Raw genomic sequence first — 26,578 nt, 5'->3', positions numbered from 1 at the left:
GTAAAATTTGAAATAAAATCCTCCAGGCTGTCAGTTTCCTCTTCAAAAGTTTCGAGAAAAGATTCAGAACTTAAAAGATTTATAATCGCAGTATAAGCTTCGTCGTTAAGTCGGTATTCGTCGGTGATATCGATAATAGCTTCAAGTAGTTCCTGATTGTTGTCAAAGTCGTCATCAGCGGTAGCGATAAGGCTTAGCACTTGGGTAGATGGCGATTTATAGTCTTTATTATCCACCATTTGTTTAATTTCCAATACGCAGGAAAGTTCAAAAGGCACATTGGTATTGTATTCGCCTTCAAAACCCAATTCTTCAATTATGCCTTTCCAGTGTACATCAACTTTGTTGTTTTCAATTTTTCCGAATGTGATTTCATTGTCCTTGATACCGTTGTGTCTAAACATGTAAAAAGTAAACAGGTGTTCATCGGTCACATAATCATAGGAATCTTTTACAGAAATGGTTTTCCCAACAAGCGATTGCAAATTGCCCTGCGTAGCCATCATCTGCTCACAACGGATATTCCCGCTATGATTGCCTTCTATAAAAGGAGCTTCCTCACTTTGTACCCAAATGTCCCAGACAGTACAAACGGGTTCTAAATTTTCTTGATTGTATTCTTTTATGAACGATTTCTCAATATCGATGGGGAATATATAGTCTTTGATTTTTAGGGTATTCATTGGATTGTTTTTTTCAAATGTAGAGAAAAATCGGTTCGAATGACTAAATGAAAGATTTTTTCTACAGTTTTATATATTCAGTTATTGTCTTAACCAATTATAGCAATAAGAAAATAATAAACAAAAACGATACTTGTTTACAGTTTAATCTGTTTACTACAAAAATTACCCTATTTTTGGGTTTCTAAAAACATAACAAACCAAAACAAACTACCGCCTTACTGATGTTTACTATCAAATATTCCCTATTTCTAAGACGAATTTTTCTTCTATTCTTTTTAGCCAACCTTTCCAATGGTTTTTCACAAAACAAAGCAGTAGACAGCTTACAGACCTATACAAAAAAAGATACCATAAGGGTTAAATTATTAAATGCAGCAGCACTTAAAATAATGAGGAGTGATGCTGATAAAGCATTGCAGTTATATAAAGAATCGGAACAACTCTCTGAAGCCTTACAGTATAAAAAAGGAAAAGCCTATAGCTTACTGATGTCGGGTAGAACCTATTCAGGAAAAGGAGATTATCAAACTGCCATTAGTTATTTTAAGAATTCCATGGAAGTTTATGAGGATTTAAAGATTAAGGTGAGTGTTGCCAATTGTAATTTGAACATTGGTATGGCTTATTACGATCTTACTGATTATCCAAAAGCTTTGGAATATCTTAAAACTGCCACAGAACTTAGTGAACAATCCGGTAAATTAAAGGTGGCATCAAACGCTTTGATGATTATTGCCATGATTCATAACACTCAGGGAGATTACGACAAAAGCCTTGAATATTATAAAAAAACAATAGTGATTGATGAAAAGCTAGGAGATCGAAAAGGGCTCGCTATTACTTATATCAATTTGGCAAATCTTTATAAGCAGCAAAACCAACCCACTCTTGCTTTAGAATATTATAATAAATCCATAGAGATCAGCAAACAGTTTAATGATGAATATAGCATTGCTTCCAATTTAAACAACATTGGTACGATGTATCAGGAAATGGAAAATAATAAAGTCGCTCTTACTTATTTATATAAATCATTGGCCATCTTTGAAAAACTAAAAAAAGAGAAACAGGTTATGGGTTGCTTAAGCAACATCGGTATTATCCTTATGACGGAAAAAAATCCTAAAGCCTTAGCAATATTTAAGAAAGGATTAAAACTAAGCCAGGAAGCAAATGAAACCTTTGCCGTTGCTTTTTTCAATAACAATATAGGTGCTTATTACTTTATGGTCGAAAACTACGATGAATCGCTCCGTCATTATGAAAAAGCAGTAAAAACATACAAACAGATCGGAGCTCAGCGGGAACTGTCAAACAGTTATTTGAATATGGGCAGGATTTATTTTGAAAAAAAGGAATATGATAAAGCAATGCAATTTGCGAAAGAGGGAAGTGATATTGCTAATGAACTCAAACTCCTGAGCTTGCAAACCGATTACTCTCTTTTATTTTCAAAAATCTATTATGCCATCAAAGAATATAAGTTAGCTTATGAAAGCGGACAGGAACATAAAGAACTGAACGACAGCTTGTACAAAAAAGAAACCTTTGATAAGCTGGCAGAAATCAAATACGAGTATGCTTATAAAGACACCTTAACTACGGCAAAGAAAAGCGTAAACACCTTAAAGAAAACGGTAGCCGTTTCTCAATTACAAAAAAAATGGCTGATTGCCGGTTTTATAGGTCTGTTGATTGTTTTAGGTTTCTTAGTTGCCTTATTAAAAATCAGACGAGTAAAAATGCAGAACCAACAGCTTTTGTTAGAACAAAAATTGCTGATTACACAAATGAACCCGCATTTTATTTTCAATTCCATACAAAACATCAGAAGCCTGATTAACAACAGGCAAAATGATGAAGCAGTAAATTATTTGGGTAAGTTTTCTAAATTAACCCGTCAAATTCTTGAACACTCCAACCAGAACTATATTTCATTGGCTGAAGAATTGGAAATGCTTGAGAACTATCTCACCATACAGCAACTTTTATATGAAAACAAATTCACTTTCAATATCCATATAGAAGAAAATATGGATACCGAATCGATATTTTTACCGCCTATGCTCGCGCAGCCCTATATTGAAAATGCCATCAAACACGGATTAAGCAACACGACAGAAAACGGAAAAATTGATGTTCATTACTATTTGAAAGAAGAAAAACTCTATTTTGAAGTAACCGATAACGGTAAAGGGTTTGGTACCGATGAGAAAGTCAGCAATCACAAATCACTGGCCATGACCATCACCAAAGAACGTTTGACATTCTATACTAAAAACAAAGATTTCGTGGTGCAAACCAATAATGTAATCGCTTCAGACGGAACTATAGAAGGAGCCAAAGTTGCTTTTGAAGTTCCTTATATTTATGAAAGCTAAAGTGATAAATAATATAAAAATCCTAAAAAAACCAGTTAAAGTATTTTAACTGGTTTTTTATTTTCGCTGGGTTTAGCAGTATGTATCTATCAATTGATTATTTTTACCTCCGTTTTTTAATCACATCCCTCCCATTTATGTTAAATTGCAAGCATTTAGTATCTTTTCTACTCCTTCTCTTTATCAGCCTCCCTGTTTATTCCCAGAATAAAACAATTGATTCTATAGAAACGATATTAGCTAATCGCAAAATTAGTGACACAACACGCATTAATACAATTATTGCGGGTATGGATAACACAATCATGTTGAGCAAAGCACATGTGGCCTACTACAATCAGCTACTTCCTGTTTTTACTAAAGGACTGGCAATGCCCAACCTTCATCCAAAAGTAAAGCAGATATACCAATTTGCTGCAGGTGTGTATTACTACAATACCGCAAAAAAAGAAACAAGTGAGGGCAACAAAAATGCACCAATCCACTTTGATGAAGCTATAAAGTATTGGAAAGCCTCTAAAGACTATAAGCCTATGGCATTAGCGTTGGTTGGTAAAGGAACGTACTACCGCCATATTGCCGACTGGCCAAATACGTTCAAATACTTTTTTGAAGCCTTAAAATTCTACGAGAGCATTCATAATGAAAGCGGAATATCAACCGTAAATATGGAAATAGGAACCGCTTGTATAGCCCAGCAGGACTGGAATAAAGCTATTGTCCATCTAAAAAAAGCATTGCCCTATTATGATGTTCCGGAGTCAGAATTAAGAAAATCAGACCGCCATAGTTTAGCGGTTATTCATAATAACATAGGTACATCTTATACCCGTCTTAAAAACTTTACCGAAGCCCATAACAATTTTCTAAAAGCGTACTACTATATCAAAAAAAATAAAGACCCGCAGGCTGAATCGATAATTTTAGTACAATTGGCGCAATCTTCCAGTGAATTGGGAAAACTAACTGAGTCGGAAGATTATTTAAAAAGAGCCTTAGATTTATGTAATGATGATATTTCAAGACAAGGAGTATACGGAAGTGCTGCACGTATTAATTACAAAAATAAAAACTATGATAAGGCGGCAGAGTATGGTGAGTTGAGCTACAGCCTGGCAAAAAAGAATAAAAACATCAATTCACAGTCCGGTCTCACCTCACTGCTATATAAAATTTATAAAGAAAGCGGACAGTATGAAAAAGCATTAAAAATGCATGAAGCGAATATTGTAATAAAAGATTCTACAAATTTAGAAGCCTCAAAAAACGAATTGGCACAACAGGAACTCAAATACCAGTTTGAGAAAAAAGAACTGCAGCAAAAAATACTCCAGCAAAAGAAAGTAACAGCCGTTGAGCTCGAAGCCCAAAAGAAAATGGCTCTGGAAACTTCAAAAAATAAATTAGCCCGACAACAGTTGGTATACGATTTTGAAAAAAAACAGCTGAACCAGAAACTCGCTCAGGAAAAGAAAGTAGCCGCCATCAAACTAATTTCTGAAAAGAAAACGGCCGTTAAAAACAACTGGCTGATTGCCGTTTCTTCTGTATTTCTGCTTTCGTTGCTGGGCGCTTATTTCTACTACCGAAACAATAAGCAGAAACAGGCCATTACGGTACTGGAAAAAAACCAAATCAAGCAAAAGTTGCTCATTACCCAAATGAACCCGCATTTTATATTCAATTCGATTCAGAACATCAGAAGCCTGATTAACAACAGACAAAATGATGATGCAGTGAACTATTTGGGCAAGTTTTCTAAACTGACAAGACAAATACTTGAAAACTCCAACCAGAACTATATTTCATTGGCTGAAGAAGTTGAAATGCTTGAGAATTACCTCGCTATACAGCAACTTTTATATGAAAACAAATTCACTTTCAATATCCGTATTGAAGAAAATATTGATACCGAATCCATATTTTTACCACCAATGCTGGCTCAGCCCTACATTGAAAACGCCATCAAACACGGGTTAAGCAACACAACCGAAAATGGCAAAATTGATATTCACTATTATCTGAAAGAAGAAAAACTCTATTTTGAAGTAACCGATAACGGTAAAGGATTTGGCACCGATGAGAAAATCAGCAATCACAAATCACTGGCCATGACCATTACCAAAGAACGCCTGGTTTCTTACACCAAGAATAAAGATTTTATAGTGCAAACCAATAATGTAATCGCTTCCGACGGAACTATAGAAGGAGCCAAAGTTGCTTTTGAGGTTCCTTATATTTATGAGAGTTAAAAAGCAGATCCTTAATACGATTATATATAAAACCAGTTAAAGTATTTAACTGGTTTTGATTTTTTTTGATGGTTTTGATTATGCTAAAATCTGATCAAAATCTAGAGCAACAGCAAATTTATACCCTACCCCAAAATTCATTCTTATGGTTGTTCTGATTAATTACTATTAAACTAAAAACCTCAAATGATATTCCAAGTAATTAAGGGTTTACAAAAATTTTTAGAAATATTTTCCCTAATTCTGTTTGAGTTACAAATAATGTCACCGGAGAACTTCCATTCAGAGTAGTAGCAATCGCATAGTCTGAAATCTTAGTTAAACCAGTTCTTATGAGAGTATTCAATATTTTTTCATCCTCAGGGTTTTTAATAAATAATTTTAAATCCGGTGAATGGCTCAAATCTATTGCAGCCCCTAATCGTATAAAATCATCATAAGAAATTTCCTTTCTAATGAATGCGGCAAAGCATTTTGCCATGTATTCAGGTTTATCTAAATCACTAAATCTATCTAAAAGTAAGATCAAACTTTCACCAACTTTATTTGTAAAATTGTCATCTGTTTTTATTTGATATAACATTTCATTAATTTCGATGGAATCTAGCCTGTTATAATGGACAATAAATCCCTCAAGTTTTTTTAAAAAGATTCTATCGCTTATAGATTTAACAGAAAAACCTATTTTGACAACGGTTCCGACAATTGGAAATGCTTTTATAATCTCACTATTAATAAATTGGTCGAGGCCAAATTCTAAAATGTCTTGTGAATTCTCAATAATATTTTTTTTTATGTTTTTCATCTTAATGAATTACTAATATCTTATATTTTCTAGTGTTGTTATGACCAGAGATAATTTTTTTTTACTGAACGAAACGAAGTTAAGAAAAAAGTAATTTCTCCTGTACTTTCACTTTCACAACATGGTTTTGTTTTAGGATTTTTTCCTTTTCCTATCTTTTTTACTTTGTTACAAAGTAACTTTTTCTATAATAAATAATACTAAGATAATTGATGGTTATCATAACTATAAACAAAAATCTCAACAAATTTTCCACATAAAAAAACTAGCCAAGGAATAATACCCCTTGACTAGTTCTCCAATCAACCTAACAAATCAACCTATTTCCAGCCTCCTCCTAAATCTTTATATACATGAACAACAGCGTTCAGTTGTTCTTTTTTGGTTTCTATCAGTTCAAGTTTGGATTCCAAAGCATCTCTTTGGGTCATCAGTACCTCGAAATAATCGACTCTTGCCGATTTAAACAAATCGTTTGAAATATCAATAGAGCGGTTTAATGCATCCACTTGTTGCGATTTTAAATCGTAGCCTTTTTGTAGGTTTTCGATTTTAGAAAGTTGGGTAGATACTTCCAGATAGGCATTTAAAACCGTACGGTCATAATTATACAATGCCTGAAGCTGTCTGGCATTGGCACTTTTAAATTCTGCTTTGATGGCATTTCTGTTAATCAGCGGGGCAGCCAAATCACCAGCTACAGAATACAAAAGCGATTCCGGGAACGTGAACAGATAAGCCGGTTTAAAGGCACGTACGCCAAACGCTGCAGAAATATCAAGCGACGGATAAAACTCGGCACGGGCTACTTTTACATCTAATTTTGCAGCTACCAATTCCAATTCTGCCTTTTTGATATCCGGACGATTACTTAACAATTGTGACGGAATACCTGAATTTACAGTAGCCGGCAATAAGTCCGTAAAATTGGTTTTGTCTCTTTTGATTTCCTGCGGATAACGGGCCAGCAAAAAGTTAATCTTATTTTCCGTTTCCTTGATTTTTTGCAGAATTTCAAACTCTAAGCTTTTTGAAGTTAATACTTCCGCCTGGAATTTCTGAACTGCCAATTCTGTTGCTCTGGCTGCCTGTTTCTGGATTTTTACAATTTCCAGGGCATTGGACTGCAATTCGATGGTCTGTTTTACAATATCCAACTGGCTGTCTAAAGCCAACAATTCATAATACGAATCGGCTACTTCGGCAATAAGATTTGTGATGACAAAGTTCTTTCCTTCAACGGTTGCCAAATACCTGTTGACAGCCGCTTTTTTAGAATTGCGCAGTTTTTTCCAAATATCAACTTCCCAGTTGGCATAAGCTCCAATCGTATAATCCGGTAACGGGTCTGGTGTTTCAACCCCGGGTTTGATTTCGGTTGTGGCATCACCCGCACCCTGGCTTGTATATCGGCCCACTTTTTCAAGTCCGGCTCCGGCACGAAGTCCAACCGTTGGTAACAATAATCCTTTTTTAACACGGACATCGTTTTTTGCGATTTCAATTTCCTGCAAAGTGATGTTCAGCTCCTGGTTGTTTTTTAATGCCGTGTCAATCAATTCTACAAGATTCGGGTCTTTAAAGAATTGATTCCATTTAATCGTCGACATATTGGTCGTATCCTTGCTGGTTCCGAAAGATTCCGGAACCGGCTTGCTAGGAGTCTCGGCTATTGTCTGTGGCGCCTTGCATCCGATTACGGCAAGGCAAAGCGCTACAACAATACTATATTGGTATATTTTGGATTTAAACATGATTGTTATCGATTTCTTCAGTTAGTGGGTTTTCTTCTTCATTTTTCACCAATTTGTGCTTTTCGGCAATTCGGGCAAATATGTAATACAATCCCGGTATCACAAACACACCGCAAATCGTTCCCAGAAGCATCCCTCCTGCCGCGGCAGTACCAATGGTTCTGTTACCTATTTTTCCGGGTCCGGTTGCAAAAACCAACGGAATCAAACCTGCAATAAAGGCAAACGAAGTCATCAGAATAGGACGGAATCTCGCTTTTGCTCCTTCCATAGCCGATTCTAAAACCGACTTACCGGCAGCATGCCTTTGGATGGCAAATTCGACAATCAACACGGCATTTTTACCAAGCAGACCAATCAACATTACCATAGCCACCTGAGCATAGATGTTGTTTTCTAATCCCATGATTTTCAGCAATAGGAAAGCCCCGAAAATACCTGCCGGAAGCGAAAGGATAACCGACAATGGCAGAATAAAGCTTTCGTATTGGGCAGCCAATACCAGGTAAACGAAACCTAAACAGATAAGGAAAACCCAGATAGCCTGATTTCCTTGCGCCACTTCATCCGCAGAAATACCAGCCCAGTCGATTCCATAACCTCTTGGCAGTTTTTTCTCTGCCACTTCTTTAATAGCCTTAATGGCCGTACCACTACTGTAACCTGCCGCAGCAGCTCCACTGATTTCAGCAGAAGTATACATATTGTGTCTTGTGATTTCAGAGAGTCCGTACACTTTTTCCATTCTCATAAAAGCAGAATAAGGCACCATTTCATCTTTATCATTCTTGACATACAGTTTTAAAATATCATCCGGCAAAGCCCTGTATTGCGGTGCTGCCTGAACGATTACTTTATAGTTGAATCCGTATTTGATAAAGCTGATTTCGTAGTTACTACCTACCAATGTTGACAAGGTGTTCATGGCATTTTCAATAGAAACTCCCTTTTGCTGTGCCAGGTCGTTGTCTACTTTTAGCATGAATTGCGGGAAACTCGCACTGTAAAAACTAAATACCGAAGAAAGTTCAGGGCGTTTGTTTAATTCTTTTACAAAATCCTGAGTAACGGTTTCCATTTTCTTATAGTCGCCCGAACCTGTTTTGTCCAACAGACGCAATTCAAACCCACCTGCGGCTCCATAACCCGGAACGGCGGGCGGTTGGAAAAATTCGATATTAGCACCCGGAATTTCTTTCGCTTTTTCTTCCAACTCTTCCATTACTTCCTGTACAGAATGTTTTCTTTCACTCCAGTCTTTCAGGTTAATCAGACAGGTTCCTGAGTTGGCACCCGTACCTTCTGTAAGGATTTCATATCCCGCCAAAGCGGAAACCGATTGAACCCCTTCTACCGTTTCTGCCATTTTCTGTAGCCTTTCCGCAACGTTATTTGTTCTTTCCAGAGAAGAACCCGGAGGCGTCTGGATGATGGCATAAAACATTCCCTGATCTTCATTTGGGATAAATCCTGAAGGAACGGTGCTGCTTATAAACCAGGTTCCGGCACAGAAACCAAGTAATGCAGCAAAGGTTACGGTTCTTCTGTTTACGATTTTCCCTAATACATTCTGATATTTGTCAGAAGCAATATTGAATGTCCTGTTGAAACCGTCGATAAAGATTTTTACAGGAGTTCTCTTTTTTGGTTGTCCATGGTGATTTTTCAGCATGATAGCGCAAAGCGCCGGTGTTAACGTCAAAGCTACAATACCCGAAAGGATAATTGCCGTTGCCATAGTAATAGAGAACTGACGGTAGAATATACCTACAGGGCCCGACATAAAGGCTACTGGAATAAATACCGCTGCCATCAGGAACGTAATTGCTATAATAGCCCCTGCTATTTCATGCATCGCTTTTTTGGTGGCTTTCAGCGCCGAGAGATGTTCTTCTTCCATCTTGGCGTGGACGGCCTCGATGACGACAATGGCATCATCGACGACAACCCCAATTGCCAATACCAGAGCAAATAACGTAATAAGATTCAGCGTAATTCCGAAAAACTGCATGAAAACGAACGTTCCGATAAGGGAAACCGGTACTGCTATGGCCGGAATAACCGTCGACCTCCAGTCACCCAGGAAGATAAATACTACGATACCTACCAGAATAAACGCCTCAACCAACGTATGGATTACTTTTTCAATAGAAGCATCCAGGAATTTAGAAACGTCATAACTGATTTCATAGTTCATTCCTTTCGGGAAAGAACTTTTCTTGATTTCTTCCAATTTAGCCTTAACGTCTTTAATAACCTGGCTCGCGTTACTTCCATAGGATTGTTTTAATACGATTGCCGCTGATGGTTTTCCGTTCAGGTTGGAATAGATATCATACATGGAACTTCCCAGTTCAATATCGGCTACATCTTTCAGTCGCAACAGCTCTCCATTAGGGTTGGAGCGTAAGACTACATTTCCGTATTGCTCTTTGGTTGTAAAACGACCGGAATATTTTAATACGTATTCAAACGCCTGCGACCTTTTTCCGGAACTTTCACCTGTTTTTCCCGGTGATGCTTCCAAACTTTGGCTTGACAGGGCTTCCATCACTTCATCGGCAGAAATTTTATACGCCAGCATTCTATCCGGCTTTAACCAGATTCTCATGGCATATTCACGGGTTCCTAAAATATCCGCAACACCCACACCATTAACCCTTTTTAATTCGGATAGGATATTAATATCGGCAAAGTTGTACAAGAATTTCTGGTCGGTATTTTTATCATCACTGTAAAGGTTGACATACATCAGCATGCTTGATTCTTCACGCGTAATCTTTACTCCTTCCCTCACTACCAATGGCGGTAGTTTATTCACTACAGAGGCTACGCGGTTTTGAACGTTTACGGCTGCGAGGTTAGGGTCTGTTCCGAGGTTGAATACGACCTGGATACTTGCTTCTCCGTCGTTACCGGCATCTGAAGTCATGTATTTCATTCCGGGTACTCCGTTCAGCGCTCTTTCCAAAGGAATGATTACTGATTTAATCATCAGCTCACCGTTAGACCCCGGATAATCTGCTGTTATATTCACTTTTGGAGGCGAAATCGAAGGAAACTGGGTCACTGGCAGGTTGAGTACTGACAAGGCTCCTAAAAAGACAATTATGAGCGATATTACTATCGACAACACAGGTCTTTGTATAAATTTATTGAACATTTACTTTCTTTTTAAGATTTTTGATTTTTGATTTTGGACAGTAGAGAATGAGCAATAGATGGCAGATGATAGAAAATAGATGATAGAGAATAGATAATAGACTTATAGCTTAACAACTATTCATCATCAACTAAAAGACTAAAGACTATAAACTATCAATTATCAACTAAATAGACTATCCACTATCAATTATCAACTAAAGACTATCCACTATAAACTATCCATTATCAACTAAATAGACTAATTCGTTTATTCTGCTTTTAATCTAAGACTACTCATTACCTTTTTAGGAGCTACATAACCGTAAGCGATTCTGTCATCGTCTTTGACTTTCTGAACGCCATCCAATAAGATTTTATCATTTTCGTTAATGCCGTTATTGACTACATATAAGTCCGGCATTTCGCCACCAATGGTGATTTCTTTTGAGCTCAGTACGTTGTTTTTCCCGACTACAAAAACATATTTTTTGTCCTGGATTTCATAGGTAGCTTTTTGTGGAATTACAATGGCATTTTTTAAAGGCACAAGCATTTGTACTTGTCCTGTTTCGCCATTTCTTAGCAATTTAGTCGAATTTGGGAATCGGGCTCTGAAAGCAATGTTTCCTGTTTCGTTGTTAAATTCACTTTCAATTACTTCAACATCACCTTTGTATTTAAAAGGCTGGCCATCGGCTAAAATCAGATTGACTTTGGTTTCTGCGCGGTCTTTGACATTGGTCTGGTATTGAAGGTATTCCGGTTCTGATACGTTAAAATAGGCAAACATCTGGCTGTTGTCTGAAAGCGTTGTCAGTAATTCGCCTTCTTCAATAAGGCTTCCTAATTTTAATGGAATACGGTCAATAGTTCCGTCAAACGGAGCCCTGATTTCTGTAAATGACAAGTGGAGTTTTGCCAATGATACTTCTGCTTTTGCGGCCTGAAGTTTTGCCTGGGCAGCAGCCAGTTCATTTTTTGAAACTACGTTTTTATCTGCTAAGATTTTAGTGTTCTGTAATTCTATTTCGGCCGATTTTTGTTCTGCCTGGGCTTTCAGCAATTCTGCCTCATACATTTTAGGCATGATTTTAAACAGCAATTGCCCGGCTTTCACGAACTGGCCTTCGTCAACATAAATGTTTTGCAGAAATCCTTTTTCCTGGGCACGGATTTCAATGTTTCGTACCGACCTGATTTGCGATACGTATTCTTTAGTAAAAGTAGTGTCGATTTTTATCGGGCTGGTTACCGTAAATTTATCGGCTTCTTCTTTTTCTACTTTTTTAGTTGTGCAACTAGCAAGGCACAACAAGGCAGTGATGCCTGTTAGGATGATTTTCTTCATTAGGTAAATAAATGGAAATTAAGCGATTGATTGATTGCTTGGAATACGACGATTCCTTTGGATGCGTAAAAACATCAGTAACCAGAAGCTACGCGAACAGCCATATCTGAAGAAGTGTGTTTAATAACAACTACAAAATATAATGATCACACTCAGGTAACCGATATATTCGAGTTAAATCAAATACGTAATACCCTATGGGTAATGTAAATAGGATTGGATTGGCCACAAAATGGCGCGAAGGTTTTAAAATTCTTTTGATAACGGTCCAGGATGGGCTGACAGTAGATTGTCTCATACCAGTTATCAGATAAGCTATAATTTCCTATGAAAAGTTTATTCCATATTCCGTCTTTGAGATCGTCTCCACCTGGTTGCCCTTCATCAAGATCTAAGTCACCCTCTTCAAGTAAGGTATTGCTTGTATCCTGATTGGTAAATTTTACCCTGTGTTTTTTCTGAAAACTATGAGACGAATGTGAAGTTGGTTGCGTAGCTGCATTAAGGTATTGCCCTCCGCTTAGCAGAAGTAAAGAGACATATACGAATAATGCAAATAGCTTTTTCATTTGCCGCCAAAAGTAAACAAAGTATTGAAACAAAAAAAGAAATTTCACTACGCTTTAACAAGTAAATGCTGCTACAACGTTTTCTTTGATTGAAAAAATGTTTTTTCAGTGTAATTTATTCTGTGCCAATATCTAAAAAGTCATCAAGCCGATAGGATAAGTATCAGCTTTTCTCAATATATTCTGCATTGAAAAGATGATTTGGCTTTAAGTAGACAAAATTGTTTTGAAAGTCAAGAAACATATTAAACCTTTTCAAGACTTCATTCCCAAGAATATGGATGTTTTGTCCATGCATTGGTTTATTGGTAGTTACCAGCTGTACAGGCACATCTTTAAATTCATATTTACCGATTTTCAATTTTTGCAGGCTTGAGGTTATCACCGGGACTTCGTTTCCTTGTGCTCCTCTCATAATAACCTTTTTTATTACTTTCATGTTCTGAGTAGGAAATTTGCCAATTTTGAGCAAATCATTATCGAGCATGGCTGTCCTTTGATAGCCCGTATCAAATAGAAAAAAGTCTGAGTTTTCTACTATATCCTGAAAAATTTGGCTTTCTACCAAAAAAATCCCCTGAAAAAAAGTAATCATGAGTTTTGAGAAAGCATCTTCTTTCAAAACAGAGAGGGGCAGTTGCGGATGGACAACCATGATGTTCTTGTCATAATTAAGCTCTACGACTTTCCCTTTAAATAAATCCCAACCAAACCTGCCATCTGTATCGTGTCCGGTTAATTGTGCGTCAAATACTCTTGTACTGTAGTCCTGATTCCCTATTTTGATATCATAAAATGTGTCATACAGCTTGGGCACCGACTTTAATTTGTTTTTCATGACATCATTCGTCAGTACTAATTCTGTCGTGCCCGTATCAAAATTCAGATTCAAGGTATCGGTTTTATTAAAAACAGCCTTGACATAGATAGTATTCTGTTTATTGATGGTTAAGGGAATGGTGTCTGGTAATGCATTTTTAGTTTGTCCGAAAGCACTTAGCGATTCAAAAACAAATACTGCAAATAAGATTTTCTTCATGGAGTGTTTTTTTCAATCTTCGTTGCCAAATATAAGAGTTCCTATAATATCCCGAATGGAATTATGGCAAATTCGTAAAAATTACAACAGCGTATTATCCGGTCTTGCAATTTTGTAATTTTGCCCTCTCCAAAGTTATCTTTCCTATGAGATTCAGAAACATCAACATACCTCCTATTCCTGCTGTTCTTTTAGCCATAATCAGCGTGCAATCAGGGGCGGCAATCGCCAAAACACTTTTCCCATCCATAGGGGCTGCGGGAACGGCTTCGTTGCGAATTGGTATTTCTGCTTTGATTTTAATGGCAGTCTACAGACCAAAGCTCACAAAACTCACCAAAGAACAATGGAAGTTTGTGATTCCTTACGGACTTTGTTTAGGGGCCATGAATCTCGTTTTTTATTTTGCAATTGAAAGAATACCTATCGGGTTGGCCGTGACGTTAGAATTCATAGGTCCGCTAATGGTAGCCGTTTTAGGTTCCAAACGTGCTGTTGATTTTTTATGGGTATTACTTGCAGCCGCAGGCATTGTTTTGATCGCTCCCTGGACTACAAACGGAGTGGATATTCTGGGTGCGGCTTTAGCTACATTGGCTGGCGCTTTTTGGGCGGCTTATATTGTTCTGGGAGGAAAAATTTCACAAAAAATGGACGGTAATGAAGCGGTTGCAACGGGTATGCTTCTGGCGGCCTGCCTCGTGGTGCCATTCGGAATTTTTGGTGGCGGATTGGAAGGGCTTACTCCTAAGTTTTTAGGCATGGGAATCGCTCTGGCTCTTTTATCGAGTGCCATTCCGTTTACTTTAGAAATGAAAGCTTTGGGCAGGCTTCCTGCACGAACCTTCAGCATATTGATGAGCCTGGAACCGGCTGCTGCTGCCATCTGTGCTTTTATATTTTTGCAGGAATACCTTTCCTTCAACGAAATTCTGGCCGTGGTTTTTGTTGTTGCCGCATCAGCAGGGTCAACAATTACCTCCAGAAGGTAGCTATTTCAGAATGGAATACCGTTCCATGAATTTTTCCTTAAATCTTCTGCTCATTGATATTCTGTTGCCGGACAAAAGCTCTATTTGGTTATCTGACAGATGCAGTTTTTTGACAAGATTCATATTGACTACATAATTGCGATGTACCTGAATGAATTGTTTTTCGGGTAATTTTTGCTGCAACAGCTTTAAAGACATTTCAATCAGGAAAGATTCTTCATGGGTAGCAATAGAAACATATTTGCCCTCTACCCTGACATATTCAATACTGCTGAACAGTACTTTGGTCAAGGCTTCTTTCTTTTTGATTAAAAGGAAAGCCTCCATTATTGCCGTTCCGGTTTGGTGGGCAGAAAACATTCCCGGTATTTCCAGAAATCTTTCTATAGCAAGCTCAATGGCAAACTGCAACTCCAAAACATTAAACGGCTTAATCAGATAACTGTAGGGATTAGTCAATCGTGCCGATTCAAAAGTTTCCCTGTCTACAGCAGATGTCAGGAATACGAAGGGTTTCAACGTAGCCGGGTTTTCATTAATGCGTTGGGCAAACAATATACCATCCGGGTCATTCCCAAGGTAAACATCAATGATAACAATATCCGGTTTTTGGGCATAAAAATAACCCAGTGCATCTTTCAGGTTTGAAGCAGTTGCGGTTACTTCATATCCTTTCTCTTCTAAAGCTTCCTGCAATGATACTGCCTGAAAGCTATCATCTTCAATAATCAATATCCGTATTTTTTCCATAATCTATTTCTTTACCAATTCCAGTACTATTTTAATCGAAGTTCCTTTTCCTTCTTCACTTTCTATCATTAGCCGCCCACCGTTTTTTTCAGTCATAATGCGGCAAAGCTCAAGACCAAGACCCGTGCTTGTCCTTCCTGAAGTATCTTTTTGACGCACTGCCTTTCCTGATTTTATAGTGTCCAGCATTGCTTTATTAATTCCTATACCGTTATCTTTTACAACAAGTTCTGCCTGGTTTTCATAAATACCGGCATCTATTTTTATGGAACCTTCATCCTGCGTAAACTTTATAGCGTTGTCTATAATATTGCGAAGCACAATCTTAATAGCGTTAGAATCTGCATAAACCTGTATTCCCTCAGGTATATTCTTATCCAATCTTATATCTTTTATTTTTAGCGCATTACCATAATTCACAAGAACCTGTTCAACAATGGAATGTAAAGGCAATTGTTCTTTTTTATAAAAGGAGCCGTTTTTTTGTTCCAGTGACCAATATAATAAATTATCAAGCATGGAGTAAGTATTTTCTGTCATATTGATATTTAGGTCCAACTGCTTTTCTAAATCGGTAAGCTCATTTTTTATCAGGGCTTTCTTTAGTCTGAGGTTACTTTCTTTAAGCAAATACACCGGAGTACGTAAATCGTGGGCGATGATAGAAAAAAGTCGGTCCTTGGTTGCATTTAATTCATCAAGCTGTATATTTTGCAACGCAATTACCCTATTCTTTTTTATACGTTGGTTGTAAGAATACAATCCCACCAAAAGCAACAGCAATAAAACAGCAGCAATAGAAAAAAAGGTGTTGCTTTGCATCCGTTTGGTATCGAGTTGCATTTTTTGAAGTTTGGCCTCTTTCTCTAAAAGTTGGATCTCCGTCTGTTTTTTATCGACAATAAACTTTTTTTCCTGTTCGGCAAGTCCCCAAATCCTATCCCTGTTCCAGATTCCTTCCAACTGTTCCACATATTTCTTATAAAATTCCAGCGCTTTTTTGGTTTGTCCGGCAGATTCCATAGCCAGAGAAAGATTAAAATAAATATCGTCCTTTATATCCACAGCTTCAGATACCTCAGAATACAGAAGTGCCTTTTTTAGATGGTCAACCGCCAGACGATCTTTGTATTGCTCAAAATACAGGTCGCCAAGATTAAGATGGACAGCCGCAAGATTCAGACTGTCCTGAAACTCTCCATAAAAAGCGAGGCTTTTTTTATAATAAGACTCTGCTTTTTCGTAATCATGTTTATCAATATTGGCATAACAGCGGGCAATATTATTGTATATCGCACCCTGAAGTTTTTTATTGGCACTGAAATCATTTTTATGCAACAGGTCTAAATAATATTGAAGGGCATCTTCATATTGCTGAAGCTCAAAAAAAAGATTGGCAATATCAGAATAGAAACCAACATTTCCCGGAGGATTTTTTATGTTTTTACTAATTTTTTCTGCTTGTAGCATTGATGCCAGTGCCTCGTCTTTCAGTCCTTTTTTCCTGTAGAAACTTCCCCTGGCATAATAAGACAAATACAAAAGCGTATCATTCTTTGAAGTTTCACTGTAGACAGCTATAGATGCCAATATAGAAGGAAGTACCTCGGAGTATTGCCTTTCATACAACTGTATGTGCATATTGTGAAAAGGGACAAAATCCGGTTGCTTTCTTCCGTCTTTTGTCCCTTTCATATTGTCTGTCAATAATGGGAGTTGCTTATTGGTATGGTGTCTGCAAATAGGGCATTGCTGCTTCAGTAATGATGCTACGCCAAAAGTTTCGTTTTGCCCAAATACAGTATAGCATCCAAAAAAAAAATAATTATATTTTTCATCTTTTTAAAATTTAGAAAGAGACGTATATATTCCCACGGTCTTTCCTCCTCTTTTTTTGCCACAACCACCCAGATTATCATCTATAGTAAGTTCAATAATATTATAAAATTCTTCCAGTTCAAATTCTTCTGTTTCTATATACCATAAATTTTCAACATCATCTTTTATATCTCCAATCCTATTCATGAATATTTTCTTTATTGGCAGTATTCCCATCATATGAATGCCTTCATCCATAAAAATATCTATACTTTTTTCGATAAAATCCGGAGAAACTTTTAGCAAACAGAAAATTTCCAAAGTCCATTTCTCATTGCCTGTATCGCTCTCACGAAATTTTGCATTGAGCAAAGGGGAATCAATTTCTAAATTTTGTTTCAGATCCGGAGCAACTAGTAGAACAGGGCGTTTAAACTTAATTTTTGTCATAACATAATTTTTTAGCGGGTTAAGTAATAGTAAAAATAAACAAATAAACTTTATTCCTTTTATCCTACCGTTCGTACCTCCTGTTTTACCGCTCATGCCATTTTAGCCGAAAAGCCTTTTGAGTTGGGATAATATTGCCTTGTAAATCATTGAAAATCAATATTCATTTAAAAAACAAGACAATGAAACCATCAATTGCTGAAATTCAAAAAGTTCTTACAAAAAAAGGATATGCCTTTTTTGACCAGAACAAGCCTTATAATGTCAACATTATTGGCATCCGAAGTAAAAATACCGTGGCTAATTCTTTTGACGACACTTTGTGCCTTGTTTACAGGGACGAGAGCCTTAGCCCACAAATTTTCACCTTTTCGGTTACTACCGATCCGGGATTATACTGGTTGAAAAATCCGACTAATGTTAATGGAACAGCCATTCTGGTTCCGGGACAATACAAAGGTTCGCATCAAATTGGACTCCATAAAGGCCAATATGAAGCTTTAGTACAAAAAGCACCTGTAAAAGTCTGGAGAGATGCCAATAAAGACGGCAAGTTAGATTTTTCCGGACCGCAACACCAGGGTATTTTCGGAATCAACATCCACAGGAGTAATCCAGTTTCGGAATCGCTGGCAGTTGAAAAATGGTCGGCCGGATGTACCGTGTTCCAAAAAGTAGCCGACTTCCATTTTTTTATGAGTATCTGCAACAAGTCTAAAGGACTTTACGGCAATTCTTTCACCTACACGTTGCTGGAAGAATCCGACTTCACTACGAGTTAATAATTCTTAAATATTTTCATTATGAACATTGGAGACCAATTTAGGGGACTTCCTATGGAAGACCTTATCGGTGGGCCGTTATCGGCAGCCGTAAAGTCAAACACCGACCTGGCAAAATCTACTGCCGCGTTCATCAACGACATCGGTTTTGAAAAAGTAAAAGATGCCGACGGCTCAATTATGCCGGGGCCGGCACGTATGGTAGATTTCGTTTTCGAACGTCCGGGACAGGACAAGGAAGGAAATGCTACCGTTGAAGAAGTAAAAATGAAGGTGCCGATGCTTGCCATCGTACCCATTCCGAACCTACAGGTAGACCTTGTCGATATTACTTTTGACATGGAGGTTAAAAGCTCCACCAAATCTGTCGAATCTTCTGCTTCAAAAGGAGAATTCAGTGCTTCTATGAGCGCAAAAATTGCCTTCTTTTCTGTCAATGCCAGCGTTTCCGGGTCGATTTCATCGAGCAAAGAAAACACGCGTTCCACAGACCATTCTGCCAAATACCATGTAGCCGTAAAAGCTACCAATCACGGTATGCCGGAAGGTTTGGCCAGAGTACTGGACATTATGAATGATGCTGCTAAACCACGTCAGATTGTAGCCTACAAGCCTAATGCCAACGGTGAAATCGAAAGAGGCGAAGACGGTAAACCTACAGAGCAAGGCAAACTTGTCAATGCTGACGGTACCGAAGTAACACCTACTTCAGACACAAATTAATCTATTAAGTTAACGCCAACTGCCATGATTCCTGACAATTCAAAAAAGACCACAATCGCAGAGATACGATATATCAAAAAAGTAACGATAGGTACTGTCAACCCAAGTGCGCCCTTTACAGACGATATGCGGGAAGATCAGTTGGCGTTGCTTAACAAATGCCTGTCACAGCATCCAAAAGGCATCATCATAGGAAAAGACATTTCTATCGGGAGCTTTAAGCTGGGCGAGCATGAGCTCAACATGCAGAGCACTACCTACCATGTTGGATTTGCCAGAAAACCTTACTGGCTTGATGAAAAATAACTTTAAAAAACACCCATACCATGTCGCAACAAAGATTTGACCATTTGTTACAGGCTATCCATAATGCTGCTTTAAAAGCCCAGGAAATTACGGAAGAGCAGCATATCATGCAGATAGCGAAATATTTCGATGAAGACGGAAAACCTATCACACAGGAAATTCAGGTACCTACTCTCGATCCGGATGATGACCCGGAAACAATGACTACGCTAAAGGTTCCTTTGCTAAGCCTTCTTCCTCCGTCTGCTATAAAAATCAAGGAATTGAAGCTGAGTTTTAAAGTTGGGCTTGGCAAAATAAAGATAGACCCGTCTGATAACAAAAACGGACCAAGCCTGGACATCGATATGGGCGGCGGTGGCGGTATTTTCGGTAAGAAACAGGCCACGGCTAAAGTTGACATCACCTTTGAGGCAGGAGATCCTTCGGAATCTTTTTTAAGAATCAATGACTATTTAGTCAAGAGTGTAATCTAAAAATCAATTACTAACCATTAAAATTAAAAAATTATGGCACTTATTTTCAAAAAGGGCTGGAACGAAGCCCGCAAAGACTATGTTAAAAAATATGGCAAGTACCAGGCCTTTCTGGACACACTTACTGAATCGCTTATTGTTGGCGCTTTTCGTAATGCCCGCAATCATTTTAGCGACCATTGGGTACTTGAGTTTATTGATATTGCTACTAACCCTGGCAGGGTTGAACAAGTTTCTATCGAACAAGGTTCGCACCAGCCGGAAGACCTTACAGGAGGAGGCTTTTGCCTGCATTTCACAGGAAGAGACAACTCGGGCTATGCTTTCCATTTCTATATTATCCAGAACCTGGACGGTACGCCGCGAATCATAGAAATTTCCTATCGTGAGAACGGGCAAACCGTTAGCGATTACAGAAGATAGTTTTTCTCAAGCACAGCATAAAAACCCTTAGCGGGTTCCTCAAAAAAACATCCGGATGTAAAGAGGTTTAACTATTTGTTCCACCTAAAAATTATTGTCATGGGAAGCTTACTAACCGTTAAAGGAAAGCATCATGAAATGCTTTATGTAACCAGCGTCAACAGACTGGCCCTGGATGATGAATTATGCATTTTCGCCATTGCCGATTTTTCTCAAAAAAATGGCGTGCCCTACCCTAATTGTGAAATCCGGCAAAAGGTCGATATCAGCAAGTATGAAGCCATCAACCTGGATGAATTGGCAAAGAACTAATACAAATTGACCATGAAAAAACATATCCTACTTTATCTGGGCCTATTCTATCTGGGCCAAACAGTTACGGCACAAAATATCTGGTCGCTTAAGGAGTGTATTGCTTATGGACGGGCCAACAGTTTTGAGGCTTCCGAAATTAAAATACTCAACGCTTCCTACAAAGAAGACAGGAAAAGCATTCGTGCTTCCTACCTGCCGCAATACAACCTTGTTGCAAACGGTGCTTTTACGGCCAATAACAATACTGTTGCCTGGAATCCGAATGCAGGTCTTGAAGTCAATGCGCTCCTTTATTCCGGTTTCAGGAAAAAACATGAACTGCAGAAAGCCGACCTGATAATCGCCCAAAGTCAATACAATATTGCTATAGCCGAAAACAACGTCGAAATGCAGGTGTTGTATGCCTATACAGAAGCCCTTACCAAAAAAGGCCAATATCAGGTCTGTATCGATTTTTATGAAAAGACCCGGCAGCTTTACGATGAATGCAGTGCCTCTAAATTGCTTTCTCCTGCCGATGGATATTTTTTTGAAGTTCTTTTACAGCAAGACTGTCAGGAAATTGAATCGTTGGAACAGCAATATGCCATAGCCTTGTTAAAAATCAGGCAGACCATCAATCTTTATGACGCTCCAGATTTTGAAATTGCAGAAATTCCATCGTTTACACCAGGCTATACCACTCTTGACGTGGCTTATTCACTGGCTCTTCTTGCCGATCCTGGAATCAGCAGTAATCAGCTTGATATTGATATTGCCCGTGAAAGCAGCCGGATTGCCAAAACTTTACTACTGCCTACTGTAAGCCTTCGTTACACGCCTTATTATGAGCTCCATAAATCAGGATTGCAGCATTATGCCGGATTACAGATTTCACTGCCCGTTTTCAATCGTACTGTTCAAAAAACAGCTATCGAAAAAGCCACCATACAAGGCTTGTTTCAGGAAAAACAATTGGACAATCAGAAAGAAATGCTTTGGAATGCGGTAGTACTTATTATCAGCGAATTAAAAAACAGGCAGTCATTATATGAAATCAGCCTTACGACTTTAAAAAAATCAACACGTCTGCTAAATGACAGTGAAGAAAAGCTGAAGAATAAAAATACATATCCCGAAGCTTATCTGGTCGTACGCAACTGGAACAAACAATGCGCCCTGGATTCTGTTGCCTTGAAATATCAAACTATTACGCAGGCCAAGCTTCTTGATTTCTATACCGGAACCACCTTATAATTCAATACAGTCCTTATGAATGCAATAGTCGAAAAAATTAAAAACCGTTCCTATTTCCATGAAACGGACAGTATCGCCAGCGAAGACGTTGAAATCGTTTCATCTGAATTGGAAAAAGAAAAACGCAGACTCGTGCTTGCCCAAAAAAAGCAGAACAAAACAGCCATGGAGCAGCATATTGACGATGAAATTAAATTGATGCTGGGCCATATTCGCAGAAAAAGTAACAACACGGAAGAAATTCCAACAGACGATTTAAAACTTTCTCAAAAAATCGAATGGCACGGGCAACTTCAAAAAGTCATAGCTCCGGCCAGCCTAAAAAGCATCAAATATGCAACCCGATTTTGTGGAGATTTTCCAACAGGAAGAAGCTTTTTCAAATTCCCATTGGCAAAATACTTTTTTGGCCTTATCATTCTTATGGCAATTGTGATAGCAGTTGGTTTTTGCACCAAAGAAACCCGATTGTTTACCGGTTACTATTCATTCGAATTAACAGATACAGCTGTTTTGTATTTTATCAAAAGTTATGGCATTTCAACGGCCTGTTTAGGAAACCTGCTTTATTTAACCGCCAAACTTTCAAGACAAATCCATGAGGTTACTTTAACCTCAGAACGTATTCCTTTTTACCGGAACAGCCTTTTATTCGGGCTAATGGCAAGCAGTTTTATTGCGTTTAAAATCCCGGAACTTCTTTTAATCGAACTCACGCCTATAGGCTACCTGTTTATTGGCCTAATTGCCGGACTTCTTATTGACATTCTAAACCTGATTTTCAAGGAATAACCTCGAATTTTTTCCTCATCGCAAGCCTATACGGCTAATTCTAACCTTAAAATTTTAAACATGAAAAAACTTTTTTTATGGTACTCCGGAACGGGTACCACAGCAGAACACATGCGTAATTTTTTCAACATTACCGCAAGCGACACCATCAAAATTGCCTATGTAGATGGTCTTGGAACTGAAAACAATCGTACAGAAAGCCAGACTCTCTCCAACAACCAGACCGGAAGCTGGACAGAATGGCTAATGGGCTTTTTTAGAAAAACAGAACTCTTGCATGACCAGGCCTATGGCTACAAAGAAAAGCACCAGTTAGCCCAACTGGAACACTATTTCAAATTGCTGGAAGAAATTGACCCGGCAAAAGACAACCATGTAGAACTCATCATTGGAGGGCACAGCCGTGGTGCCGCCGCTGGCGTATTGGGCTTTATCACAGCCTTATATTCCTGCTGCAAGGAAGGCAATACGCTGGAAGGCAGTCCTATCAAAAAAATACGAATCCTGGGCGTTGACCCGGTACCGGGCACCAAAGGCAATGACCTTTTAGGACTTGAATCAGAAACGGCAGAATTCAAGAAAAATCCAATTCTTAATATGCTCAATTTTATTGAAAGCAGCAGTAAAAAAGAAAATCTGTTCAGTGTAATCTATTATGCTGCCCGTTTTGATGCGCGTAATGAATTCAAGGCAGACGATTACTGGCTTAATTTCTACAAGAGTCAGCTACTGAACAAACAGATTGATACCGAATTCTATATAGGCGGATTCAGGCATTCAGCTATGGTTTTCGAAGATGATGAAATCAGTTCATTATACAATGGCAACGCACGTCCAACAGCTTTGATGAAAGAGCTTGTCAAGCGTGAATTGGGTCTTCCATGCGCCAATATAGTCACCTTATATAACGGGCTGACTGCAACAGAACTGACGGCCTTGTCCAATCTGGCCAATGATACGGGCAACACGACTCTGATAAATCGCACGAATAAGAGCAGTTATGGTTCGGCTAGTGTGGTTTATACCGGAAGTTCATTGCAGGAAATCGTAAAAAAAATAACGGCCAACGGTACTAAAAAATCCGAACTCAATAAGGCAAACCTTATCAATAACAGATATCTAACCCTTTAGTCATTTTGAAATATCCCTATAACTTTTTAGGGATATTTCTTTTTCAACCCCAATCCTTACTTCCATGAAAGAAAAACCTACTTCTAAACCGTATCAGTTTCCTAAAAAAGGAGAAGGAGCTTTTCGCGCTTATCAAAAAATCAGTAACGAGCTGACTTTAGACGGCAATGTACAGCTTGATTTGGGAAGCTTTAGCACGACTTCCATGAATCCGCTTGCCGACAAGCTTATTACAGAACAGCTCGGCAAGAATTTTATTGATTATAATGAATACGGGCAGACCAAAAAAATCCATGACAGAATAATAGGGATGCTATCCGGATTATTGCATGCTGACCCCAATAATCCAACCGGAACCTCAACATTAGGTTCGTCTGAAGCCATACATCTGGCATTACTGTCGCACAAATGGAATTGGAAAAAAAGACGGGAATCTTTTGGTCTTTCTGCTTCAAAGCCCAACATTGTATACAGCGGAAATGCTCATGTCTGCTGGGATAAATTTGCACTCTATTTTGATGTGGAACCGCGCAAAATACCGCAAACATCACATGATTTATATCCTATTGAAGAAATACTGAAAAGCATTGACCAAAACACCATTTGTGTTGGCGCCATAGCCGGAAATACCTATACCGGAAGTATTGACCCCATTGAAAAACTCAATGATGAAATCATACGATTAAACAAAAAACACAATTGGGATGTTGGTATCCATGTCGATGCGGCCATTGGTGGATTTGTATTTCCTTTTATCAAAAGAGAAGTCAAAACCTGGGATTTTCGCCTGCCTTTGGTTCGGAGCATTAATTTATCCGGGCACAAGTACGGGCTCGTATATCCGGGTATAGGATGGTTGATTTTCAGGGAAGCTGCTATATTGCCAAAAGAACTGATTTTCACGTCCCATTATCTCGAAAAGCCAATAGAAACCTATACTCTTAACTTCTCGAAAGGAGCTTCCATGATTCTGGCACAATACTTTTCCATACTGCAGCACGGAAAGCAAGGTTATGAAAAAACAATACGCGATTACTGTAAAACCGCAGATGTTATGCGAAAGAGGCTCCGCCGGTCAGGCCACTTTGAAATCATAGACGAAGGAATACTTCCTGTAATTGTATTCAGGCTAAAAGATGTAAAAGAGGATATACTAACCGCCTTATTGCTACATCTCCGCTCTAAAAACTGGATGCTTCCGGCCTATCAGATTCCGGGTATTTCCAAACAGGAAACGCTTCTGCGGATTGTTGTAAAAGAAAATATCAGTCCTGAACTCGCTCAATTGTTTTGTGACGACCTGATTCACAGTTATGAAACCCTTAAAAATGACTAAAATGAAAACTATCCTGTCACTGGTTCTCCTGTTGTTTTCCCTGTTTCCAAAGGCACAGGCGTCTGAACCTGCAAAACAAAAGGATGCCCCGCTTGAGGTAGCAGTATCCATACACCTAAACAAAATATACGACATTAATTCCGTCAACCAGACCTATATGATTGACGGCTATCTGGTCTTATCGTGGCATGACCCGAAGCTGAAAAAAAAATATTGCCGGAAGTATGGCGACAAACTGGTATATGAAAACAAAGAATTTCCTAAAGACATACTGGTTCCTTCCTTTGAATTCATCAACATTTTAGGCGATAGGGAAATTATCAACAGACGTCTGATTGTCAATTCCGACCAAAATCTTATTTATAATGAACGTTTCCATGGCCGATTTACAACTTCTATGGATTTCCATAAATATCCTAATGACAAACAATGTTTTACAATCCAGCTGGAATCTTTTTCTATGGAAAAGGAAGACCTGGTATTTGTTAATCCGCAGCTTTTTCCAAAGGTTCTGGACGCGTCATATATGGAAGAATGGAACATTCTGGATAAAAAAGATTACGTCAACGAAATGATGTACAACCATCTGAGTGCCAACAAAAAGGGAGAATCGTTTTCGCGTTGCAATTTTGAAATTTTTGCACAGCGCAAAATCGAATATTATTTATGGAAGGTTTTTCTTCCGATAGGCTTACTGGTTGTCGCTTCCTGGCTTGTTTTCTGGGTAAAAGATTTCGCCAACCAATTGAACATTTCTTTCACGCTCATGCTGACTATGGTCACTTTCAATTTCTTTACCTCATCATTACTTCCTACTTTGCCCTACAATACTTTTATTGAAATTGTCATCATTTCAGGATATATCTCTATTTTCCTGACACTGATAGCCATTATTTTTACTTATGCCTATTCAAAAAACAAAAGAACAACCGTAAAAATCAATAACTTTTTTCAGGTATTTTTTCCTTTGCTTTATATCTTGTTTATTGTTTTATGTGTGATTATCATTTTTGTTTAGATTAGTTTAAAAAAGCAAAAATTTACAACAAACTTTGCGACTCTGCGTCTTT

At 38.2% G+C, this 26,578-nt stretch carries 24 protein-coding genes; 14 read left to right on the top strand and 10 right to left on the bottom strand.

Annotated elements, in window-relative coordinates; genetic code table 11:
- The coding region (locus ASG38_RS12350; RefSeq protein WP_235498588.1) for a hypothetical protein at positions 1-683 on the bottom strand (683 nt) is incomplete at its 3' end.
- A 224-nt stretch (positions 684-907) separates the two neighbouring features.
- Here ASG38_RS12350 and ASG38_RS12345 point away from each other — a divergent pair.
- Both ASG38_RS12345 and ASG38_RS12340 read left to right on the top strand, forming a co-directional pair.
- A complete protein-coding gene (locus tag ASG38_RS12345; RefSeq protein WP_056071266.1) occupies positions 908-3,067 on the top strand; it encodes a tetratricopeptide repeat protein in 2,160 nt (719 codons plus the stop codon).
- 290 nt (positions 3,068-3,357) lie between these two features.
- Positions 3,358-5,319, top strand: a complete 1,962-nt coding sequence (locus ASG38_RS12340) for a histidine kinase (protein ID WP_056071262.1) — start codon at positions 3,358-3,360, stop codon at positions 5,317-5,319.
- A gap of 202 nt (positions 5,320-5,521) precedes the next feature.
- Here the strand turns inward: ASG38_RS12340 and ASG38_RS12335 are convergent, their stop codons facing one another.
- From ASG38_RS12335 to ASG38_RS12310, 6 genes are all read right to left on the bottom strand, one after another.
- Complete coding sequence (locus tag ASG38_RS12335) at positions 5,522-6,124, bottom strand: hypothetical protein (RefSeq protein ID WP_056071258.1); 603 nt, start codon at positions 6,122-6,124, stop codon at positions 5,522-5,524.
- A gap of 320 nt (positions 6,125-6,444) precedes the next feature.
- Complete coding sequence (locus tag ASG38_RS12330; protein WP_056071255.1) at positions 6,445-7,878, bottom strand: TolC family protein; 1,434 nt, start codon at positions 7,876-7,878, stop codon at positions 6,445-6,447.
- The gene (locus tag ASG38_RS12325; protein WP_056071252.1) at positions 7,871-11,041 is read right to left on the bottom strand and encodes an efflux RND transporter permease subunit; all 3,171 of its coding nucleotides are present in this window, start codon (positions 11,039-11,041) and stop codon (positions 7,871-7,873) included. Before ASG38_RS12325 ends, ASG38_RS12330 begins: the two co-directional genes overlap by 8 nt.
- Positions 11,042-11,290: 249 nt before the next feature.
- Positions 11,291-12,370, bottom strand: coding sequence for an efflux RND transporter periplasmic adaptor subunit (locus ASG38_RS12320; protein WP_056071250.1), 1,080 nt, complete (start codon positions 12,368-12,370; stop codon positions 11,291-11,293).
- A gap of 179 nt (positions 12,371-12,549) precedes the next feature.
- Positions 12,550-12,939 (bottom strand): hypothetical protein, encoded by a 390-nt coding sequence (locus tag ASG38_RS12315; protein ID WP_056071247.1) that lies wholly within the window; start codon positions 12,937-12,939, stop codon positions 12,550-12,552.
- Positions 12,940-13,102: 163 nt separating this feature from the next.
- Positions 13,103-13,978 carry a retroviral-like aspartic protease family protein gene (locus ASG38_RS12310; protein WP_056071244.1) on the bottom strand — a complete coding sequence of 292 codons (876 nt, stop codon included), beginning with the start codon at positions 13,976-13,978 and terminating at the stop codon, positions 13,103-13,105.
- Between the two features lie 146 nt (positions 13,979-14,124).
- Here ASG38_RS12310 and ASG38_RS12305 point away from each other — a divergent pair, with 146 nt between their 5' ends.
- Positions 14,125-14,970: a DMT family transporter gene (locus ASG38_RS12305; protein WP_056071241.1), complete on the top strand. Its 846-nt coding sequence runs from the start codon at positions 14,125-14,127 to the stop codon at positions 14,968-14,970.
- Here ASG38_RS12305 and ASG38_RS12300 read toward each other — a convergent pair whose 3' ends face one another.
- The 3 genes from ASG38_RS12300 to ASG38_RS12290 all read right to left on the bottom strand — a co-directional run bounded on the left by ASG38_RS12300 (position 14,971) and on the right by ASG38_RS12290 (position 18,084).
- Entirely contained in the window at positions 14,971-15,720 is a 750-nt protein-coding gene (locus tag ASG38_RS12300; protein WP_056071238.1) for a LytTR family DNA-binding domain-containing protein, read from the bottom strand. It abuts the gene before it with no gap.
- Between the two features lie 3 nt (positions 15,721-15,723).
- Complete coding sequence (locus ASG38_RS12295) at positions 15,724-17,415, bottom strand: tetratricopeptide repeat-containing sensor histidine kinase (protein WP_157486162.1); 1,692 nt, start codon at positions 17,413-17,415, stop codon at positions 15,724-15,726.
- Positions 17,416-17,562: 147 nt separating this feature from the next.
- A complete protein-coding gene (locus ASG38_RS12290; protein WP_056071232.1) occupies positions 17,563-18,084 on the bottom strand; it encodes a hypothetical protein in 522 nt (173 codons plus the stop codon).
- A gap of 86 nt (positions 18,085-18,170) precedes the next feature.
- Here ASG38_RS12290 and ASG38_RS12285 point away from each other — a divergent pair, with 86 nt between their 5' ends.
- From ASG38_RS12285 to ASG38_RS12235, 11 genes are all read left to right on the top strand, one after another.
- Entirely contained in the window at positions 18,171-18,770 is a 600-nt protein-coding gene (locus ASG38_RS12285; RefSeq protein ID WP_157486161.1) for a hypothetical protein, read from the top strand.
- 21 nt (positions 18,771-18,791) lie between these two features.
- A complete protein-coding gene (locus ASG38_RS12280; RefSeq protein WP_082482210.1) occupies positions 18,792-19,493 on the top strand; it encodes a DUF2589 domain-containing protein in 702 nt (233 codons plus the stop codon).
- A gap of 24 nt (positions 19,494-19,517) precedes the next feature.
- Positions 19,518-19,799, top strand: coding sequence for a hypothetical protein (locus tag ASG38_RS12275; protein WP_056071227.1), 282 nt, complete (start codon positions 19,518-19,520; stop codon positions 19,797-19,799).
- Positions 19,800-19,819: 20 nt separating this feature from the next.
- Complete coding sequence (locus tag ASG38_RS12270; RefSeq protein ID WP_056071224.1) at positions 19,820-20,275, top strand: DUF2589 domain-containing protein; 456 nt, start codon at positions 19,820-19,822, stop codon at positions 20,273-20,275.
- Positions 20,276-20,308: 33 nt separating this feature from the next.
- Positions 20,309-20,698 (top strand): hypothetical protein, encoded by a 390-nt coding sequence (locus ASG38_RS12265; protein WP_056071222.1) that lies wholly within the window; start codon positions 20,309-20,311, stop codon positions 20,696-20,698.
- A gap of 99 nt (positions 20,699-20,797) precedes the next feature.
- The gene (locus tag ASG38_RS12260; protein ID WP_056071219.1) at positions 20,798-21,010 is read left to right on the top strand and encodes a hypothetical protein; all 213 of its coding nucleotides are present in this window, start codon (positions 20,798-20,800) and stop codon (positions 21,008-21,010) included.
- A gap of 12 nt (positions 21,011-21,022) precedes the next feature.
- A complete protein-coding gene (locus ASG38_RS12255; protein WP_056071215.1) occupies positions 21,023-22,249 on the top strand; it encodes a TolC family protein in 1,227 nt (408 codons plus the stop codon).
- 15 nt (positions 22,250-22,264) lie between these two features.
- The gene (locus ASG38_RS18030; RefSeq protein WP_056071212.1) at positions 22,265-23,041 is read left to right on the top strand and encodes a hypothetical protein; all 777 of its coding nucleotides are present in this window, start codon (positions 22,265-22,267) and stop codon (positions 23,039-23,041) included.
- Positions 23,042-23,101: 60 nt separating this feature from the next.
- Entirely contained in the window at positions 23,102-24,172 is a 1,071-nt protein-coding gene (locus tag ASG38_RS12245) for a hypothetical protein (RefSeq protein WP_056071209.1), read from the top strand.
- Positions 24,173-24,236: 64 nt separating this feature from the next.
- Positions 24,237-25,508, top strand: a complete 1,272-nt coding sequence (locus ASG38_RS12240) for a glutamate decarboxylase (RefSeq protein WP_056071206.1) — start codon at positions 24,237-24,239, stop codon at positions 25,506-25,508.
- Position 25,509: 1 nt separating this feature from the next.
- Positions 25,510-26,526, top strand: a complete 1,017-nt coding sequence (locus ASG38_RS12235) for a hypothetical protein (protein WP_162239695.1) — start codon at positions 25,510-25,512, stop codon at positions 26,524-26,526.
- The last annotated feature ends 52 nt before the right edge of the window (positions 26,527-26,578 follow it).

The sequence above is a fragment of the Flavobacterium sp. Leaf359 genome, from assembly GCF_001423985.1.
In the GTDB taxonomy this organism is placed as follows: Bacteria; Bacteroidota; Bacteroidia; order Flavobacteriales; family Flavobacteriaceae; genus Flavobacterium; species Flavobacterium lindanitolerans.
Note: the sequence above shows the minus strand (reverse complement) of the source record. Positions and strands in the feature narration are given on the sequence as shown.

Excerpts from the sequence above, each read along its gene's own strand:
- ASG38_RS12345 (WP_056071266.1), top strand. The coding sequence starts at position 908 with ATGTTTACTATCAAATATTCCCTATTTCTAAGACGAATTTTTCTTCTA.
- ASG38_RS12340 (WP_056071262.1), top strand. The coding sequence starts at position 3,358 with ATGGATAACACAATCATGTTGAGCAAAGCACATGTGGCCTACTACAAT.
- ASG38_RS12335 (WP_056071258.1), bottom strand. The coding sequence starts at position 6,124 with ATGAAAAACATAAAAAAAAATATTATTGAGAATTCACAAGACATTTTA.
- ASG38_RS12330 (WP_056071255.1), bottom strand. The coding sequence starts at position 7,878 with ATGTTTAAATCCAAAATATACCAATATAGTATTGTTGTAGCGCTTTGC.
- ASG38_RS12325 (WP_056071252.1), bottom strand. The coding sequence starts at position 11,041 with ATGTTCAATAAATTTATACAAAGACCTGTGTTGTCGATAGTAATATCG.
- ASG38_RS12320 (WP_056071250.1), bottom strand. The coding sequence starts at position 12,370 with ATGAAGAAAATCATCCTAACAGGCATCACTGCCTTGTTGTGCCTTGCT.
- ASG38_RS12315 (WP_056071247.1), bottom strand. The coding sequence starts at position 12,939 with ATGAAAAAGCTATTTGCATTATTCGTATATGTCTCTTTACTTCTGCTA.
- ASG38_RS12310 (WP_056071244.1), bottom strand. The coding sequence starts at position 13,978 with ATGAAGAAAATCTTATTTGCAGTATTTGTTTTTGAATCGCTAAGTGCT.
- ASG38_RS12305 (WP_056071241.1), top strand. The coding sequence starts at position 14,125 with ATGAGATTCAGAAACATCAACATACCTCCTATTCCTGCTGTTCTTTTA.
- ASG38_RS12300 (WP_056071238.1), bottom strand. The coding sequence starts at position 15,720 with ATGGAAAAAATACGGATATTGATTATTGAAGATGATAGCTTTCAGGCA.
- ASG38_RS12295 (WP_157486162.1), bottom strand. The coding sequence starts at position 17,415 with ATGAAAGGGACAAAAGACGGAAGAAAGCAACCGGATTTTGTCCCTTTT.
- ASG38_RS12290 (WP_056071232.1), bottom strand. The coding sequence starts at position 18,084 with ATGAGCGGTAAAACAGGAGGTACGAACGGTAGGATAAAAGGAATAAAG.
- ASG38_RS12285 (WP_157486161.1), top strand. The coding sequence starts at position 18,171 with ATGAAACCATCAATTGCTGAAATTCAAAAAGTTCTTACAAAAAAAGGA.
- ASG38_RS12280 (WP_082482210.1), top strand. The coding sequence starts at position 18,792 with ATGAACATTGGAGACCAATTTAGGGGACTTCCTATGGAAGACCTTATC.
- ASG38_RS12275 (WP_056071227.1), top strand. The coding sequence starts at position 19,518 with ATGATTCCTGACAATTCAAAAAAGACCACAATCGCAGAGATACGATAT.
- ASG38_RS12270 (WP_056071224.1), top strand. The coding sequence starts at position 19,820 with ATGTCGCAACAAAGATTTGACCATTTGTTACAGGCTATCCATAATGCT.
- ASG38_RS12265 (WP_056071222.1), top strand. The coding sequence starts at position 20,309 with ATGGCACTTATTTTCAAAAAGGGCTGGAACGAAGCCCGCAAAGACTAT.
- ASG38_RS12260 (WP_056071219.1), top strand. The coding sequence starts at position 20,798 with ATGGGAAGCTTACTAACCGTTAAAGGAAAGCATCATGAAATGCTTTAT.
- ASG38_RS12255 (WP_056071215.1), top strand. The coding sequence starts at position 21,023 with ATGAAAAAACATATCCTACTTTATCTGGGCCTATTCTATCTGGGCCAA.
- ASG38_RS18030 (WP_056071212.1), top strand. The coding sequence starts at position 22,265 with ATGAATGCAATAGTCGAAAAAATTAAAAACCGTTCCTATTTCCATGAA.
- ASG38_RS12245 (WP_056071209.1), top strand. The coding sequence starts at position 23,102 with ATGAAAAAACTTTTTTTATGGTACTCCGGAACGGGTACCACAGCAGAA.
- ASG38_RS12240 (WP_056071206.1), top strand. The coding sequence starts at position 24,237 with ATGAAAGAAAAACCTACTTCTAAACCGTATCAGTTTCCTAAAAAAGGA.
- ASG38_RS12235 (WP_162239695.1), top strand. The coding sequence starts at position 25,510 with ATGAAAACTATCCTGTCACTGGTTCTCCTGTTGTTTTCCCTGTTTCCA.